This is a genomic window from Aquabacterium sp. J223, assembly GCF_024666615.1.
GTDB lineage: Bacteria > Pseudomonadota > Gammaproteobacteria > Burkholderiales > Burkholderiaceae_C > J223.
In genome coordinates this window covers 3,542,655-3,556,623 of sequence record NZ_CP088297.1, presented here as the reverse complement: position 1 = coordinate 3,556,623, position 13,969 = coordinate 3,542,655, and the positions used below count along the sequence as shown (strand labels likewise).

The following is a 13,969-nucleotide window of genomic DNA, read 5'->3' as shown; positions in this document are numbered from 1 at the left end:
CGGGCGATGATACGGGCGCCCTTGGCGCCCGCGGGCCCGCGATCGGGCCGGCTCAGCCGTCGATCAGTCCCATCTCGGCGCTGCTCATGAGGGACTCGATGTCCATCAGGATGAGCATGCGCTCGGCGTTGTCGGTCTTGATGCTGCCGATGCCGGTGATGAAGGAGGTGTCCACCGAGCTCGAGCTCAGTTCGGGCGCCGGCTTGATGTGGTCGCGCGCCAGCTCCAGCACGTCGGACACCGAATCGACCACCGTGCCGATGACGCGGCCCTTGACGTTGAGCACGATCACCACGGTGAAGGCGTTGTACTCGGCGGTGGGGCAGCCCAGCTTGATGCGCAGGTCGACGATGGGGACGATCACGCCGCGCAGGTTGACCACGCCCTTGATGAACTCGGGCGCGTTGGCGATGCGGGTCGGCTGCTCGTAGGAGCGGATCTCCTGCACACGCAGGATGTCGATGCCGTACTCCTCCTCGCCCAGGCGGAAGGTGAGGTACTCACCGGCCTGGGCACCGGCCGCGCCGGTGGCGCCGTGCGTTGCGGCGGGGCTGCTCGCGCGCAGCGTTTCGGGGCGGGTGACCGGTGCGTCGGTGATCATGTCCATGGTCGGCTCTCTTCGGTTGGTTCGGCGGTGTGTCGTCTCGGTCGCAAGACGGTGGATCAGAAGGTTTCCCAGTCGTCGTCGGCCGGCGCCTTGGCGGTCGCCGCGGGCGCCTTGGCGACGACGTCGCTCACCGTGGGCACGGCGGGCTTGGGCGCCACCGCACGGGCGGCAGGGGCGGGCGTGGCCGGGGTGGCCGGCGTCGGCGTGGCAACCGGGCGCGCCGGGGCGGCCTGGGACTCCTTCGCCGCCCGCTCCAGCGTGGCACGGGCCAGCGTGGCATGGGCGGTCGGCGCGACGGCCGGGGCCGGCGTGGCGGGCCGCGATGCGGCGCCGTCGGCCAGGCGGAAGCTGGACATCAGTTCGGTCAGGCGGCGGGCGTTGTCCTTCAGGCTCTCCGCCGCGGCGGCCGATTCCTCCACCAGCGCGGCGTTCTGCTGCGTCACCTGGTCGAGCACGCCCACCGCGCCGTTGACCTGCGCGATGCCGCCCGACTGCTCGCCGGTGGCCGCGCTGATCTCGGCGATGATGTCCGACACCCGCTGCACGGCCTGAACGATCTCGGTCATCGTGGAGCCGGCGTCCTGCACCAGGCGGGCACCCGTCTCCACCCGGTCGACCGAGCTGCCGATGAGCGCCTTGATCTCGCGGGCGGCTTCGGCGCTGCGCTGCGCCAGGCTGCGCACCTCGCCGGCCACCACCGCGAAGCCGCGGCCCTGCTCGCCGGCGCGGGCCGCTTCGACGGCGGCGTTCAGCGCCAGGATGTTGGTCTGGAAGGCGATGCCGTCGATGACGCCGATGATGTCGGCGATCTTCTTCGAGCTGGTGTGGATCTCGTCCATGGTCGAGACCACCTGCGAGACCACCTGGCCGCCGCGCGAGGCCACCGCCGAGGCGGAGCTGGCGAGCTGGTTGGCGGTGCGGGCCGAGTCGGCCGTCTGCTGCACGGTGCCGGTGAGCTGCTGGATCGAGCTGGCGGTCTGCTGCAGGTTGGAGGCCGTCTCCTCGGTGCGCTGGCTCAGGTCCTGCGCGCCGGAGGCCACCTCGCTGCTGGCCACCGAGATGCTGTCGGCGCTCTGCCGCACCTGGCTGACCGTGCTGCCCAGGGCCAGCTGCATGCCGGCCAGCGCCTTCAGCAGGCGGGCGGTCTCGTCCTGGCCGTGCACCTCGATGTCGCCGCTCAGGTCGCCGGTGGCGATGCGCTCGGCCACCCGCTGCGCCTCACGCACCGGCCGCACGATGGACAGGCTGTTGACCAGCGTCAGCGAGACCACCAGCAGCAGGGCGACGCCCAGCACGGCGGCGAAGACCAGCAGGGTCTGCTTGGCCAGGGCCTGGATCTGCCCCTGCGCGGCGTCGGCGTCGGCCTTCAGCCGCTCCTGCAGCGCGGCGATCGTCTCCTGCGACTCCTGGGCGCGCTGCTGCGCCGGCATGGTCACGCGGTTGATCGCCGTCGGGGTGTCGTAGTTCTCGAAGTTGGCGAAGGTCTTCTCGAAGGTCGTGCGGTAGACGGTGAGCTGGGTCACCAGCTTGTCCAGCACCTCGCCGGTCTCGGCGCTGCGCACGCCCTCCTTCAGCGTCTTGAGCTCGACGGCCACCTGGTCCATCGAGTCGGCCCACGACTTCTTCCAGCGCGTCACTTCCTTCTCGTTCTCGAAGGCGATGACGATGGACTTCTCCGCACGGCGGGCGTCGCCCATGTGGCGGTAGATGTTGGCCAGGGACACCGATTCCTTGAACGGCCCCTCGATGAAGACCGAGCCGGCGCCCTGGATGCGCTGCATGCCGATCAGGCCGGCCGCGCCGAGGGCACCGAGGAACACGACCACCATGCCGATGGCGCCCAGCATGCGCAGCTGGATGGTGAAGCGTCGAAAGAGGTTGATGAGCGTCATGTTGTCTCCCCGTGTCTCAATGGATGTGTCAATGGCGCGAACGGCGCACCAGGGAACCGATGTCGAGGATGAGGGCCACCCGGCCGTCGCCCATGATGGTGGCGCCGGAGACGTCGTCCACCTTGCGGTAGTTCGCCTCCAGGTTCTTCACCACGACCTGCTGCTGGCCGAGCAGTTCGTCGACCAGCAGGGCGACACGTCCGCCCTCGGCCTCGACCACGACCATGATGTTGCTGACGTGCTCGAAGTCGAAGCGCGGCACGTTGAAGACACGCTCCAGGTCGATCACCGGCATGTACTCGTCGCGCACCTGGACCACCCGGCCGGAGTTGCCGATGGTCTTGACCATGCCCGGCTGGACCTGGAAGGACTCGACCACCGAGGCCAGCGGCAGGATGTAGCACTCCTCGCCGACGCCCACGCTCATGCCGTCCATGATGGCCAGCGTCAGCGGCAGTCGCACCTTGACGCTCATGCCGTAGCCCTCGGCGGAGTCGATCTCCACCGTGCCGCCGAGCGAGGTGATGTTCTTCTTCACCACGTCCATGCCGACGCCGCGGCCCGACACGTCGGTCACCTGGTCGGCGGTGGAGAAGCCGGGCGCGAAGATCAGGTTCCACACCTCGGCGTCGGTCATGCTGTCCGGCGCGTCGATGCCCTTCTCGCGGGCCTTCTTGATCAGCTTGTCGCGGTTCAGGCCACGGCCGTCGTCGCGCACCTCGATGACGATGCTGCCGCCCTGGTGCGAGGCGACCAGCGTGATCGTGCCCTGCTCGGGCTTGCCCTTGGCCAGCCGGTCGGCCGGCGACTCGATGCCGTGGTCGCAGCTGTTGCGCACCAGGTGGGTCAGCGGGTCGGTGATCTTCTCGACCAGGCCCTTGTCCAGCTCGGTGGCTTCGCCGACGGTGACCATCTCGACCTTCTTGCCCAGCTTGCTGGCGAGGTCGCGCAGCATGCGGGGGAAGCGGCTGAACACCACCGACATCGGAATCATGCGGATCGACATCACCGCTTCCTGCAGGTCGCGGGTGTTGCGCTCCAGGTCGCCCAGGCCGGCGCTCAGCTGCTGGTACAGCGCGGCGTCCACGCCCTTGCTGTTCTGCGCCAGCATGGCCTGGGTGATGACGAGCTCGCCGACCAGGTTGATCAGCTGGTCCACCTTCTCCACCGACACGCGCAGCGTGCTGGCCTCGGGGGCGGCGGACTTGGCCTCGGCCTTGGCCGGGCGCGCGCCGGCGGCCGCCGCGACGGGTGCCGGTGCCGCGGCCGCTGCGCCGGCGGCCGGGGTCGGCGCGGCGTGGGCGGCGGCGGCCGTGGTGGCCTCCACCGGCGCGCCCGGCGCGTCGTCGAAGAAGCCGTAGCCGGGTTCCGGCTTGACCTCGGGTTCCGGCGCGCCCGGCGCACCGTCGTGGAAGCCGTAGCCGGTGTGGAAGGGCGACAGCCGCACCTTGTCGCGCTCGACGTGGAACGTGAACAGGTCGAGCAGGTCGGCGTCGGCCGACGCGGTGACGATCTTGAAGCGGCGCAGGCCGTCGGCGTCGCGGCCGCCGTCCAGCGGCTCGATGGTGCCCAGGTCGGTGATTTCCTTGAACAGCTCGACCAGGTTGTCGGCCAGTTCCGGCTTGTCCAGCGGGCCGACGGTGATCTCCAGCTCGCGCACGCCGGTCGTCAGCGGCACGGCCGCGGCCGGTGCGGCGACGGCCGCGGGTGCCGGTGCCGGTGCCGCCACCGGGGCGGGCGCGGCCACGGCCGGGCGGGGCTGGCCGTTGGCCAGCGCGCGGATGCTGCTGACCAGCGCGGCCGAGTCGAACACCTCGGTGGTGTGGCCCTGGTGGCGGGCGAGCAGCGCCTTCAGCGCGTCGCCCGACTGCAGCAGCACGTCGACCATCTCGGTGGTCGGGTCCAGTTCGTGGCGGCGCAGCTTGTCCAGCAGCGTCTCCATCTGGTGCGTCAGCTCGGCCACGTCGGCGAAGCCGAAGGTGGCGGCGCCGCCCTTGATGGAGTGCGCACAACGGAAGATCGCGTTCAGCTCCTCGTCGTCGGCGGACGTGATGTCCAGCTCGAGCAGCTGACGCTCCATGTTGTCCAGGTTCTCACCGGCCTCCTCGAAGAAGACCTGGTAGAACTGGCTCAGGTCGAAGCCGGCATTGCCGCCGGCTTCGGATGTGGTCTCGGCCATGTGTCCTCGCTCCTAGTCCTGGATCCCCGTCGCCTTCAGCGGATCACCTTGCCGATCACCTCGATCAGCTTGGCCGGGTCGAAGGGCTTGACCAGCCAGCCGGTGGCGCCGGCGGCGCGTCCGGCCTGCTTCATCTGGTCGCTGGACTCGGTGGTCAGGATCAGGATGGGCGTGGACTTGAACTTCGGGTTCTCGCGCAGCTTCTTGGTCAGGCTGATGCCGTCCATGCGGGGCATGTTCTGGTCGGTCAGGACCAGGTTGAAGTCGTTCTTGGCCGCCTTTTCGTAGGCGTCCTGGCCGTCCACGGCCTCGACGACGTTGAAGCCGGCGTTCTTGAGGGTGAACGAGACCATCTGCCGCATCGAGGCGGAGTCGTCGACGGCGAGGATCGAGTGCATCGTGTTCTCCAGGGATCTCTGGGTGTGTGCTGGACGGGTTTTCGTCTGCGAAGGCGAGGACTTGAGCGGTGCGGGGTCCAGGGGCTAGAACAGCTCCACCGAACCCGCGTCCATCTCGTCCTGGGTGACGGGGTTGGGCCGCAACGGCTCCTCCTCGACCACCGCCTCGCCGTCCTCGTCGTCGCCCATGGCGTCGCGGGCGAGGCGGTCGCAGCAGTTGCGCAGCCGCTTGTTGGTGTGGGTGATGAGCTGCGAGGCCATGTCCTGGAACTGCAGCGCGGTGACCGCGCCGCCCAGGTGCCGCAGGGCCACTTCCATCGCCTCGTGGGCGCCGGCCGGCGCCTGGCCGAGGCCCTTCAGGTGCTCGGAGGCACCGTAGAAGCTCGCCATCAGCGCGTCGCAGGCGTCGGTGAGCAGGGTCTGCAGCCGCTCCAGGTCGTGGGCGGCGGTCATCAGGTGGTCCTGCAGGTCGGCGGCCACCGCCAGCGGCATGCCGCCGGGCGGGGTCGTCGCCTGTGCATCGTTCATCACCATCGTCGCTCCTGTCATCGTCGGAAGCCTGCCGCGGGTCGGTCCGGGCGGTGCCCGGGCCCGCAAGGCCTCCCTGGCCCTGCACGCCATCCGTTCGGACAGTTTTCGGCACCCGCCGCCCGCGGTTGAGCCCAATGAAGGCCGGCGAATGCCGCCGTATTCACGCCGCACGGGCCCGTCCCGGCGGGCGGGCGCGCCGGTCGGCCGTGCCGCCGCCAGGGACCTTCCGGCCTGCACGGCATACTCGCCGCCATGGCCGACGCGTCATCCGCCCTGCGCAGCCGTCTGCGGGTGCTGCACCTCGAGGATTCCGAACCCGACCATGAACTGGCGCTGGCCCACCTGCGCCGTGGCGGCCGCGAGGTGACGACCCGCCGGGTGGACACCGAGCGCGACTTCCGTGCCGCGCTGCAGGACGACTGGGACGTGGTGCTGTCGGACTTCAACCTGCCCGGGTTTTCCGGCCTGATCGCGCTGGAGGTGCTGAAGGAAAGCGGCCGCCTGCTGCCCTTCATCCTGGTCTCCGGCGAGATCGGCGAGGACACCGCGGTGGCCGCCATGCGCAACGGCGCCTCCGACTACCTGCTGAAGAACAACCTGGCGCGGCTGCTGCCGGCGGTGGAGCACGCCATCGAGGCCAACGAGCAGCGGCGCGCCCGTCGCCACGCCGACCGCGAGCTGGCCGCCTCGCGCCAACGCCTGTCGGAATTGGCCCAGCACCTGCAGACCAGCGTCGAGATGGAGCGCGCGGCCATCGCCCGCGAGATCCACGACGACGTCGGCGGCGCGCTGACGGCGTTGAAGTTCGACCTGGCCTGGATGTGCCGCCACAGCACCGAGCCCCAGGTGCGCGAGCGGGCGCAGGCCGCGGTGGAGACGGTGACCCACGCCATCGAGAGCAGCCAGCGCATCATGCACAACCTGCGGCCGGCCATCCTGGAGCAGGGCCTGGTCGCCGCGCTGCAGTGGATGACCAGCCGCTTCGAACGCCGCACCGGCATCGCCTGCGCGCTGTCGACCAGCCACGAGGGCATGACGCTGCCGGCCGGCGTGCCGCTGGTGGCCTACCGCACGGCGCAGGAGGCGCTGAACAACGTCACCAAGCACGCGCAGGCGCGGCGGGTGACGCTCGACCTGACGCTGGCCGGCGACACGCTGACGCTGGAGGTCACCGACGACGGCCGTGGCCTGTCGCCCGGCGACCTGGCCAAGGCGCGCAGCTTCGGCATCCGCGGCCTGCACGAACGCGCCGGCACCGTCGGCGGCTGGGTCGAGCTGACCAGCCGCCCCGGCCGCGGCACCACGCTGATCCTGGTGGTGCCGATCAAGGCGGCCACCGACCAGTCGCCGCCCACCATCGACCTGTTCGCCGACGAGCACGACCCGTCGGCCTGGGGCCCCACACGATGATCAACGTCATCCTCTGCGACGACCATGCGCTGATCCGCCGCGGCATCCGCGACACGCTGTCCGACGCGCCGGACATGACCGTGGTGGGCGAGGCCGGGGACTACGGCGAGCTGCGCTCGCTGCTGCGCGGCTGCAGCTGCGACGTGCTGGTGCTGGACATCAACCTGCCCGGGCGCAGCGGGCTGGACGTGCTGCACGCCCTGAAGGACGAGGGCTCCACCGTGAAGGTGCTGATCGTCAGCATGTACCCCGAGGACCAGTACGCCATCCGCGCCCTGCGCGCCGGCGCCTACGGCTACGTCAACAAGGGCGGCGACCCGCAGCTCATCGTCAGCGCGGTGCGCACGGTGTCGCAGGGCCGCAAGTACGTCACCCCGGAGATCGCGCAGATGCTGGTCGAGAGCCTGACCACGCCGCTGCCGGAGAACGCGCACGAGAAGCTGTCCGACCGCGAGCTGCAGACGCTGGTGATGATCGCATCGGGCAAGCGGCTGTCGGACATCGCCGAGGAGCTGATGCTCAGCCCGAAGACGGTGTCGGTCTACCGCGCCCGGGTGCTGGAGAAGCTGAGCCTGGCGAACAACTCGGAGCTCACCGTCTACGCCATCCGCCACGGGCTGGTCGGCAGTTGAGACCCGCTTCGCTGTTGCTGGCCACCGGCCTGGCCCTCTCGTCCGGGGTCCGCGCGCAGCCTGCCGCGCCCGGCGCACCGGAGTCCGCCGCCGAAGCGGCGGCCTGCCGGGTCATCGCCGACGACGCCGCCCGCCTGGCCTGCTACGACCGCCGCTTCGGCCGCGAATTGCTGCCGGTGCCGACGACGCCGCTGCCCACGCCGGCGGCCGTCGCGCCCCTGCCAGCGCCGGGCACCGCCCGCGCGCTGGCCGCCGCCGAGCCGGCCGGCGGCGGGCTCAAGCCGGCGCCGAGCCCGCTGTCGCAGTTCTGGGAACTGGACGAGGCCGACAAGCGCGGCACCTTCCGCGTCCTCACCTACCAGCCCAACTACCTGCTGCCGCTGAACGTGAGCAACCGGGTCAACCTGAGCCCGCAGTCGCCGACGCAGCCGACGCCGCCGGGCGTGCCCGAGTACCGCAACCTGGAGGCGATGGTGCAGCTGTCGCTGCGGCTGAAGGTGGCCGAGGGCCTGGTGCTGCCGCGCGGCGACCTGTGGTTCACCTACACCCACCGCGCCCAGTGGCAGATCTGGTCGGGCGGCATCTCGCGGCCGTTCCGCAACAGCGACTACGAACCCAGCCTCATCTACGTCCTGCCGGTGCCCGACGCGCTGCAGCCGCTGCCCGGCGGCTGGCGCTGGCGCCTGCTGACGGCCGACCTGACGCACCAGTCCAACGGCCAGACCGACCCGCTGTCGCGCAGCTGGAACCGGGTGGGTCTGGGCACCGGCATCGAGCGCGACAGCCTCAGCCTGCAGGCTCAAGCGTGGCGCCGGCTGCGCGAGCGCCAGGACGACAACAACCCCGACCTCACCGACCACGTCGGCCGCGGCGAGCTGCGCGCCGCCTGGCTGCCCGGCCGCGCCACCGCCAGCCTGGCCTGGCGCAGCAACTTCCACGACTGGGACCGCGGCTCGGTGCAGTTCGACTGGACCTACCCGGTCAGCGAAGACCAGCCGCAGGGCCTGCGCTGGTACCTGCGCCTGTTCCACGGCTACGGCGAGTCGCTGCTGGACTACAACTTCCGCAAGACCAGCCTGGGGCTGGGGGTGACGCTGTTCGCGTTCTGACGTCGCGGCTCACCGCACCAGCGCGAACAGCCGTTCGCGCTCGAAGCGCACCCGCACGCTGTCGGCCGGCACCGCCGCCAGCACCTTGTGCTGCAGCCGGCCGGTGTCGCGCGCCAGGGGCTGGGTGAACGCCAAGCCGGTGGCGTCGGTCAGGCTGCACACCTGCGGGGTGGTGGCGCACGGGCCGCGGCGCACCACCACCGCCAGCTCGCCGCTGGCCAGCTTGACGTAGGTGCCCGGCGGGTACAGGCCGGTTTCCTTCACGATCGCGGCCGTCACCGGATCGTGCTGGCCGTCGAACTGCGCGAAGAAGTCGCGGGCGGCCTGGGGGCGGACAGCGCCGGCCGGCTGGCGCGGCTGCCGAGTTTGGCCAGGTAGACGTCGCAGTGGCCGATCAGCCGGGCCAGCGGGTGCAGCGCCCGCCGGCCTTCGGGGTAGCCGGTGCCGTCGTCGCGTTCGTGGTGCTGCCGCACCGCGGTCAGCCAGCCGTCGTCGGTCACCCCGTGCAGGGCCAGCAGTTCGGCGCCGCGCTGCGGGTGGCTGCGGATCTGCTCGCGCTGGGCCGGCGTCGGCGGTTCACGCCGGGCGCACAGGGCGGCCTGCAGCGGCAGCATGGCCAGGTTCATCGTCAGGGCCGCGCACACCGCCGTGCGGCGCTCGTCCGCGCCCAGGCCCAGGCGCAGGCCGACCAGCGTGGCGAGGTAGGCGGTGTGCAGCGAATGCCGCACCGGATAGTCCACCGCGGTCAGGTGCGCCAGCTCGAAGCTGCCGACGTCCGGGTGACCCTCGGCCGAGGCCTGGATGCGCTGCGCCAGCTGCCGGACCTCGCCGTCGAACGGCCCGTGCAGCGCCGGGTTGCGCAGCAGCAGGTTGGCCTTGCGCGCCAGGTCGCCCCACACCGAGAACGGGTCACCGCCCGTCGCGTCCTCCTCGTCCGCCTTGCCGCGGTGGCGCTGGAACTCCTCCTGGTCGACGTACATGCCGCGGTCGAGCAGCGCCTCGAGCTGCCGCGCCTCGCTGATGAGGTAGCCCTTGGACAGCAGCAACTCGCCGCCGGCGGTGCGCACGTTCCAGGGCAGCGGCTCGCCCAGTCGCAACTGGCCGGTGCACAACTGCAGCAGCTTCATGGCCGTGTCCTCCCTGCCGGTCGATGCCGTGACGGCACCAGTGGGCGGCTCTTGTCGCCTTCCGCCCCGTGGCTTGTGGGGGTCTTCGGCGGCGCCGGCCGCCCGCACAGGCGCCCCTAGGGTTTGCGCGTAGGGGATCCATGACGAGGTCGTGCACCGGTCACATCCCGTCCACGGTGCGTGCACCCGATGAATGGGACCCCTCTCCAGAACAGCGCCGGTGCGCCCGACAAGCGGGGATTCCCGCCCGCATCGCCCCGCGGTGCGCCCCTTCACGTCGACAACCCAGTCCAACCCCATGCGTTCATTCGTCTCCCTCGGTGTCAAGGCCAAGCTGCGCCTGGCCTTCGGCAGCCTGGCCCTGCTGGTGCTGGTGGTGGCCGCGCTGTCGCTGGTCTCCATGACCCGATCGCAGCGGCACTTCGCCATCTACGTCGACCACATCACCAGCCGGCTGGACATGGCACGAGCGGTGCTCGACGCGGCCCATGCGCGTGCCGTGAGCGAGCGCAACCTGGTGCTGCTGTCCGAGGCCAAGGACCAGCAGGCCGAGAAGGCGGCGGTGTTGGCCGCACAGGCCGAACTCAACCGCACGCTGGCCGGCCTGAAGCAGGCCCTGGCCGGCGGCGTGCAGGTGTCGGCACAGGAGCAGCGCCTGTTCGCCGAGGTGGAGGCGGTGGAGGCCCGCTACGCGCCCTGGTCGCGCAAGGTCGTCGCGCTGGTCGACGCCGGCGAGCTGGACGAGGCGGTGCAGAACATGAACACCGAATGCCGGCCGCTGCTGGCCGCGCTGGTCAGGGCCACCCGTGCCTACATGGACCACGGCACCGAGAGGACCGCCGCCCACGTGGCCGACAGCGAGACGGCCTTCCGCCGCGGCTGGATGACCATGCTGGCGGTGGCCGGCGTGGCCATCGCCCTGGCGGTGGCGCTGTCGGCCTGGTTGGCCGGCGGCTTCACCCGCCCCATCCTCGATGCCATGCGGGCGGCCCAGCAGGTCGCCGGCGGCGACCTGCGCTGCACCATCGTGCCCCGCGGACGGGACGAGACCGGCCAGCTGCTCGGCGCGCTGAAGACCATGAACGACGGCCTGGTCGCGCTGGTGCAGCGGTTGCAGGACACCGGCGAGCGCATCAACACCGGCAGCCACGAGATCGCGGCCGGCAGCGTCGACCTCTCGCGCCGCACGGAGGAGCAGGCGTCCAGCCTGCAGGCCACCGCCTCGTCAATGGAGCAGATGAACGCCAACGTCGGCAACACCGCGCAGACGGCGCTGAAGGCAACCGAGCTCGCCAGCGAGGCCAGCGCCGCCGCCGAGCGCGGTGGCCAGCGGGTCGCGCAGGTGGTGTCGACGATGCAGGAGATCGCCGGCAGCGCCCGCCAGATCGCGGACATCACCGGCGTCATCGACGGCATCGCCTTCCAGACCAACATCCTGGCGCTGAACGCGGCGGTGGAGGCCGCCCGGGCCGGCGAGCAGGGCCGCGGCTTCGCGGTGGTCGCGTCGGAGGTGCGCAGCCTGGCCCAGCGCTCGGCCGAGGCGGCGCGCCAGATCAAGGCGCTGATCGGCGCGTCGGTCGAGAAGGTCGAGACCGGCACGCGCACGGTCGCCGACGCCGGCAGCACGATGGAGGACATCGTCGCGCAGGTGCGCAAGGTGGCCGAGCTGATCCACGAGATCGGCGCCGCCACGCGCGAGCAGGCCAGCGGCATCGGCCAGGTCAACGAGGCGGTGAGCCAGCTCGACCGCACCACGCAGCAGAACGCGGCGCTGGTGGAGCAGAGCGCGGCGTCGGCCGAAGGCCTCAAGGCGCTCGCCGCGGAGCTGCACGAGGTGATCGGCAGCTTCAAGCTCGGCTGACCGCCGCCGCGGGACCTACTGGAACTGTGCCAGCACGCGCTCCAGCGCCATCGTGAAGGGCGCCTGCATCATCGGCAGCGTCAGCAGCATGCCGACGAGGCCCACGCCGACGGTGACGGGGAAGCCGATGGCGAAGATGTTGAGCTGCGAGGCCACCCGCGACACCAGGCCCAGCACCAGGTTGACGAAGAGCAGCATGGCGATCAGCGGCAGCGCGATCCACAGGCCGAGGCGGAACAGCTCGGTGCCCCACACCTGCGGCTGCAGCGCCTTGAGGAAGGCGAACGGCTCCGGCCCGACCGGAAAGGCGTTGAAGCTCTGCACCACCGCATGGATCACCGTCAGGTGGCCGTTGATGACGATGAACAGCCAGGCGACGGTGGTGCCGAAGAAGCGGCTGGTGGCGGTGGCCTGGGTGGCGGTGATGGGGTCGAAGAAGCCGGCGAAGTTCAGGCCCATCTGCAGGCCGATCAGCTCGCCGGCCAGCTCCAGCGCCGCGAACAGCACCCGCACCGCAAAGCCCAGCGCCATGCCCACCAGCAGCTGCTGCACCACCAGCAGCACGGCGGCGCTGCCGTCCAGCGCCACCGCCGGCATGGGCGGCAGGCTGGCCTGGGCGGCGAAGGCGATCAGGAAGGCCAGCGCGATGCGCACCCGCAGCGGCACCTGACGGCCGCCGAGCACCGGCAGCGTGGTGAACAGCGCCAGCACGCGCAGGAAGGGCCAGAGCAGCGGCGTGAGCCACGCCACCAGCTGGGCTTCGGTGAAGGTCAGCACCGGCGTTCCCGGGGATGCCGAAGCCGCAGCGTCAGCCGACGGCGCCGGGGATCGACTGCAGCGTGCGCTGGATGTACTCGACCAGCGTGTTCATCATCCACGGCCCGGCGATGGCCAGCACCGCGACGGCGCCGACCACCTTGGGCACGAAGGACAGCGTGGCCTCGTGGATCTGCGTGGCCGCCTGGAAGACGCTGACCACCAGACCGACGGCCAGCACCACCAGCAGGATGGGCGCGGAGACGGTGAGCAGCAGGTACAGGCCCTGTTGGCCCACCGTGAAGACTTGAGTGGAATCCATGTCAGGTGGCGAACGAAGAGGCCAGCGATCCGAGGAGCAGGTTCCACCCGTCGGCCAGCACGAACAGCATCATCTTGAAGGGCAGGGCGACCAGCACCGGGCTCAGCATCATCATGCCCAGGCTCATCAGCACGCTGGCGACGATCATGTCGATGATGAGGAAGGGGATGAAGATGAGGAAGCCGATCTGGAAGGCGCTTTTCAGCTCGCTGGTGACGAAGGCCGGCACCAGCACCTTCAACGGCACCTCGGCGGTCGGCACGTCGGCCTCCACCTTGGCCAGCTTGGCGAAGAGGGCGACGTCGCTCTGCCGCGTCTGCTTGAGCATGAACTCGCGCATCGGCACCTCGCCGCGCCGCATCGCCTCGTCGAAGGCGATCTGGTTGGCCTGGAAGGGCTGCCAGGCCTGGCTGTAGACCCGGTCCAGCGTCGGCCCCATCACGAAGAAGGTCAGGAACAGCGACAGGCCGATGATCACCTGGTTGGGCGGCGCGGCCTGCGTGCCCAGCGCCTGGCGCAGCAGGCTCAGCACGATGACGATGCGGGTGAAGCCGGTCATCATCAGCAGCACCGCCGGCAGGAAGCTGAGCGCGGTGAAGAACAGCAGCGTCTGGATCGGCACCGAGTAGCTGGTGCCGCCGGGCGTCGAGGCCACCATCAGCGGCAGGCCGGCCGCGGTGGGCTGGCCCGCGGCCTGCGCCAGCGCGCCGCCGGCGACCAGCCCCAGCGAGAGACCCGCCAGCAGGCGCAGCGGCTTACGCATGGCCGCCTCCCGCGTCGCGGCCGGGCAGGCCCTTCTTCTTCAGGTTGTCCAGCAGCTGGGCGAACGGCGTGGCCGCCTGCGCCGCGGCCAGCGAGGCCACCGCCTCGTCGCCCGGCACCAGCGTGTGCAGGTTGGTGATCGACTGCGGCGTGACGCCCAGCACCAGCCAGCGCCGCTCGTCGCCCTGGCCGACCTCGACGGCCATCAGCCGCTGGCTGGCCGACAGCGGCAGCACGGCGACGGTGCGCAGCACGCCATGCGCCGCCGCGCCGCCGGCCGGCGTGCGCTTGAGCAGCCACAGCGCCAGCGGGATCAGCGCCAGGATGGCGACGAACCAGAGCAGGGAGGTGATTCCAGAAGACATCAAGAGGCGGTCACTCAA

General features: G+C 71.0%; 15 protein-coding genes. 4 read left to right on the top strand and 11 right to left on the bottom strand.

What is annotated here, in order from left to right:
- Positions 1-52: 52 nt before the first annotated feature.
- From LRS07_RS16860 to LRS07_RS16835, 5 genes are all read right to left on the bottom strand, one after another.
- Positions 53-607, bottom strand: coding sequence for a chemotaxis protein CheW (locus LRS07_RS16860; RefSeq protein WP_260499113.1), 555 nt, complete (start codon positions 605-607; stop codon positions 53-55).
- 56 nt (positions 608-663) lie between these two features.
- Positions 664-2,499 carry a methyl-accepting chemotaxis protein gene (locus tag LRS07_RS16855; RefSeq protein ID WP_312028311.1) on the bottom strand — a complete coding sequence of 612 codons (1,836 nt, stop codon included), beginning with the start codon at positions 2,497-2,499 and terminating at the stop codon, positions 664-666.
- A gap of 28 nt (positions 2,500-2,527) precedes the next feature.
- The gene (locus LRS07_RS16845; RefSeq protein WP_260499112.1) at positions 2,528-4,678 is read right to left on the bottom strand and encodes a chemotaxis protein CheA; all 2,151 of its coding nucleotides are present in this window, start codon (positions 4,676-4,678) and stop codon (positions 2,528-2,530) included.
- Positions 4,679-4,713: 35 nt separating this feature from the next.
- Complete coding sequence (locus LRS07_RS16840) at positions 4,714-5,076, bottom strand: response regulator (protein ID WP_260499111.1); 363 nt, start codon at positions 5,074-5,076, stop codon at positions 4,714-4,716.
- A gap of 84 nt (positions 5,077-5,160) precedes the next feature.
- Positions 5,161-5,610, bottom strand: a complete 450-nt coding sequence (locus LRS07_RS16835; RefSeq protein WP_409450558.1) for a hypothetical protein — start codon at positions 5,608-5,610, stop codon at positions 5,161-5,163.
- A gap of 249 nt (positions 5,611-5,859) precedes the next feature.
- On the opposite strand from LRS07_RS16835, the gene LRS07_RS16830 reads away from it, so the two are divergent.
- The 3 genes from LRS07_RS16830 to LRS07_RS16820 are packed head-to-tail and all read left to right on the top strand — an operon-like array spanning position 5,860 to position 8,758.
- Positions 5,860-7,017, top strand: coding sequence for a hybrid sensor histidine kinase/response regulator (locus tag LRS07_RS16830; protein WP_260499109.1), 1,158 nt, complete (start codon positions 5,860-5,862; stop codon positions 7,015-7,017).
- Positions 7,014-7,649: a response regulator gene (locus LRS07_RS16825; RefSeq protein ID WP_260499108.1), complete on the top strand. Its 636-nt coding sequence runs from the start codon at positions 7,014-7,016 to the stop codon at positions 7,647-7,649. Before LRS07_RS16830 ends, LRS07_RS16825 begins: the two co-directional genes overlap by 4 nt.
- Positions 7,646-8,758: a phospholipase A gene (locus tag LRS07_RS16820; RefSeq protein WP_260499107.1), complete on the top strand. Its 1,113-nt coding sequence runs from the start codon at positions 7,646-7,648 to the stop codon at positions 8,756-8,758. Before LRS07_RS16825 ends, LRS07_RS16820 begins: the two co-directional genes overlap by 4 nt.
- Before the next feature lie 9 nt (positions 8,759-8,767).
- Here LRS07_RS16820 and LRS07_RS16815 read toward each other — a convergent pair whose 3' ends face one another.
- Both LRS07_RS16815 and LRS07_RS16810 read right to left on the bottom strand, forming a co-directional pair.
- Positions 8,768-9,037: a hypothetical protein gene (locus LRS07_RS16815; protein ID WP_260499106.1), complete on the bottom strand. Its 270-nt coding sequence runs from the start codon at positions 9,035-9,037 to the stop codon at positions 8,768-8,770.
- Positions 9,034-9,885: an HD-GYP domain-containing protein gene (locus tag LRS07_RS16810; RefSeq protein WP_260499105.1), complete on the bottom strand. Its 852-nt coding sequence runs from the start codon at positions 9,883-9,885 to the stop codon at positions 9,034-9,036. The genes LRS07_RS16815 and LRS07_RS16810 overlap by 4 nt, the downstream gene beginning before the upstream one ends.
- A 298-nt stretch (positions 9,886-10,183) precedes the next feature.
- Between LRS07_RS16810 and LRS07_RS16805 the strand changes: the two genes are divergently transcribed.
- Complete coding sequence (locus LRS07_RS16805) at positions 10,184-11,746, top strand: methyl-accepting chemotaxis protein (protein ID WP_260499104.1); 1,563 nt, start codon at positions 10,184-10,186, stop codon at positions 11,744-11,746.
- Between the two features lie 15 nt (positions 11,747-11,761).
- On the opposite strand, the gene fliR is transcribed toward LRS07_RS16805, so the two are convergent.
- The 4 genes from fliR to LRS07_RS16785 are packed head-to-tail and all read right to left on the bottom strand — an operon-like array spanning position 11,762 to position 13,951.
- A complete protein-coding gene (gene fliR, locus LRS07_RS16800; protein WP_260499103.1) occupies positions 11,762-12,523 on the bottom strand; it encodes a flagellar biosynthetic protein FliR in 762 nt (253 codons plus the stop codon).
- A gap of 31 nt (positions 12,524-12,554) precedes the next feature.
- On the bottom strand, positions 12,555-12,824 hold the full coding sequence (fliQ, locus tag LRS07_RS16795; protein ID WP_260499102.1) for a flagellar biosynthesis protein FliQ: 270 nt from the start codon (positions 12,822-12,824) through the stop codon (positions 12,555-12,557).
- Between the two features lies 1 nt (position 12,825).
- Positions 12,826-13,587 carry a flagellar type III secretion system pore protein FliP gene (gene fliP, locus LRS07_RS16790; protein WP_260499101.1) on the bottom strand — a complete coding sequence of 254 codons (762 nt, stop codon included), beginning with the start codon at positions 13,585-13,587 and terminating at the stop codon, positions 12,826-12,828.
- Entirely contained in the window at positions 13,580-13,951 is a 372-nt protein-coding gene (locus LRS07_RS16785) for a FliO/MopB family protein (RefSeq protein WP_260502144.1), read from the bottom strand. The genes fliP and LRS07_RS16785 overlap by 8 nt, the downstream gene beginning before the upstream one ends.
- Between the last annotated feature and the right edge of the window lie 18 nt (positions 13,952-13,969).

Bases quoted from the DNA above. Each gene is read 5' to 3' on its own strand.
- LRS07_RS16860 (WP_260499113.1), bottom strand. From the start codon at position 607: ATGGACATGATCACCGACGCACCGGTCACCCGCCCCGAAACGCTGCGC.
- LRS07_RS16855 (WP_312028311.1), bottom strand. From the start codon at position 2,499: ATGACGCTCATCAACCTCTTTCGACGCTTCACCATCCAGCTGCGCATG.
- LRS07_RS16845 (WP_260499112.1), bottom strand. From the start codon at position 4,678: ATGGCCGAGACCACATCCGAAGCCGGCGGCAATGCCGGCTTCGACCTG.
- LRS07_RS16840 (WP_260499111.1), bottom strand. From the start codon at position 5,076: ATGCACTCGATCCTCGCCGTCGACGACTCCGCCTCGATGCGGCAGATG.
- LRS07_RS16835 (WP_409450558.1), bottom strand. From the start codon at position 5,610: ATGGTGATGAACGATGCACAGGCGACGACCCCGCCCGGCGGCATGCCG.
- LRS07_RS16830 (WP_260499109.1), top strand. From the start codon at position 5,860: ATGGCCGACGCGTCATCCGCCCTGCGCAGCCGTCTGCGGGTGCTGCAC.
- LRS07_RS16825 (WP_260499108.1), top strand. From the start codon at position 7,014: ATGATCAACGTCATCCTCTGCGACGACCATGCGCTGATCCGCCGCGGC.
- LRS07_RS16810 (WP_260499105.1), bottom strand. From the start codon at position 9,885: ATGAAGCTGCTGCAGTTGTGCACCGGCCAGTTGCGACTGGGCGAGCCG.
- LRS07_RS16805 (WP_260499104.1), top strand. From the start codon at position 10,184: ATGCGTTCATTCGTCTCCCTCGGTGTCAAGGCCAAGCTGCGCCTGGCC.
- fliQ (WP_260499102.1), bottom strand. From the start codon at position 12,824: ATGGATTCCACTCAAGTCTTCACGGTGGGCCAACAGGGCCTGTACCTG.
- fliP (WP_260499101.1), bottom strand. From the start codon at position 13,587: ATGCGTAAGCCGCTGCGCCTGCTGGCGGGTCTCTCGCTGGGGCTGGTC.
- LRS07_RS16785 (WP_260502144.1), bottom strand. From the start codon at position 13,951: ATGTCTTCTGGAATCACCTCCCTGCTCTGGTTCGTCGCCATCCTGGCG.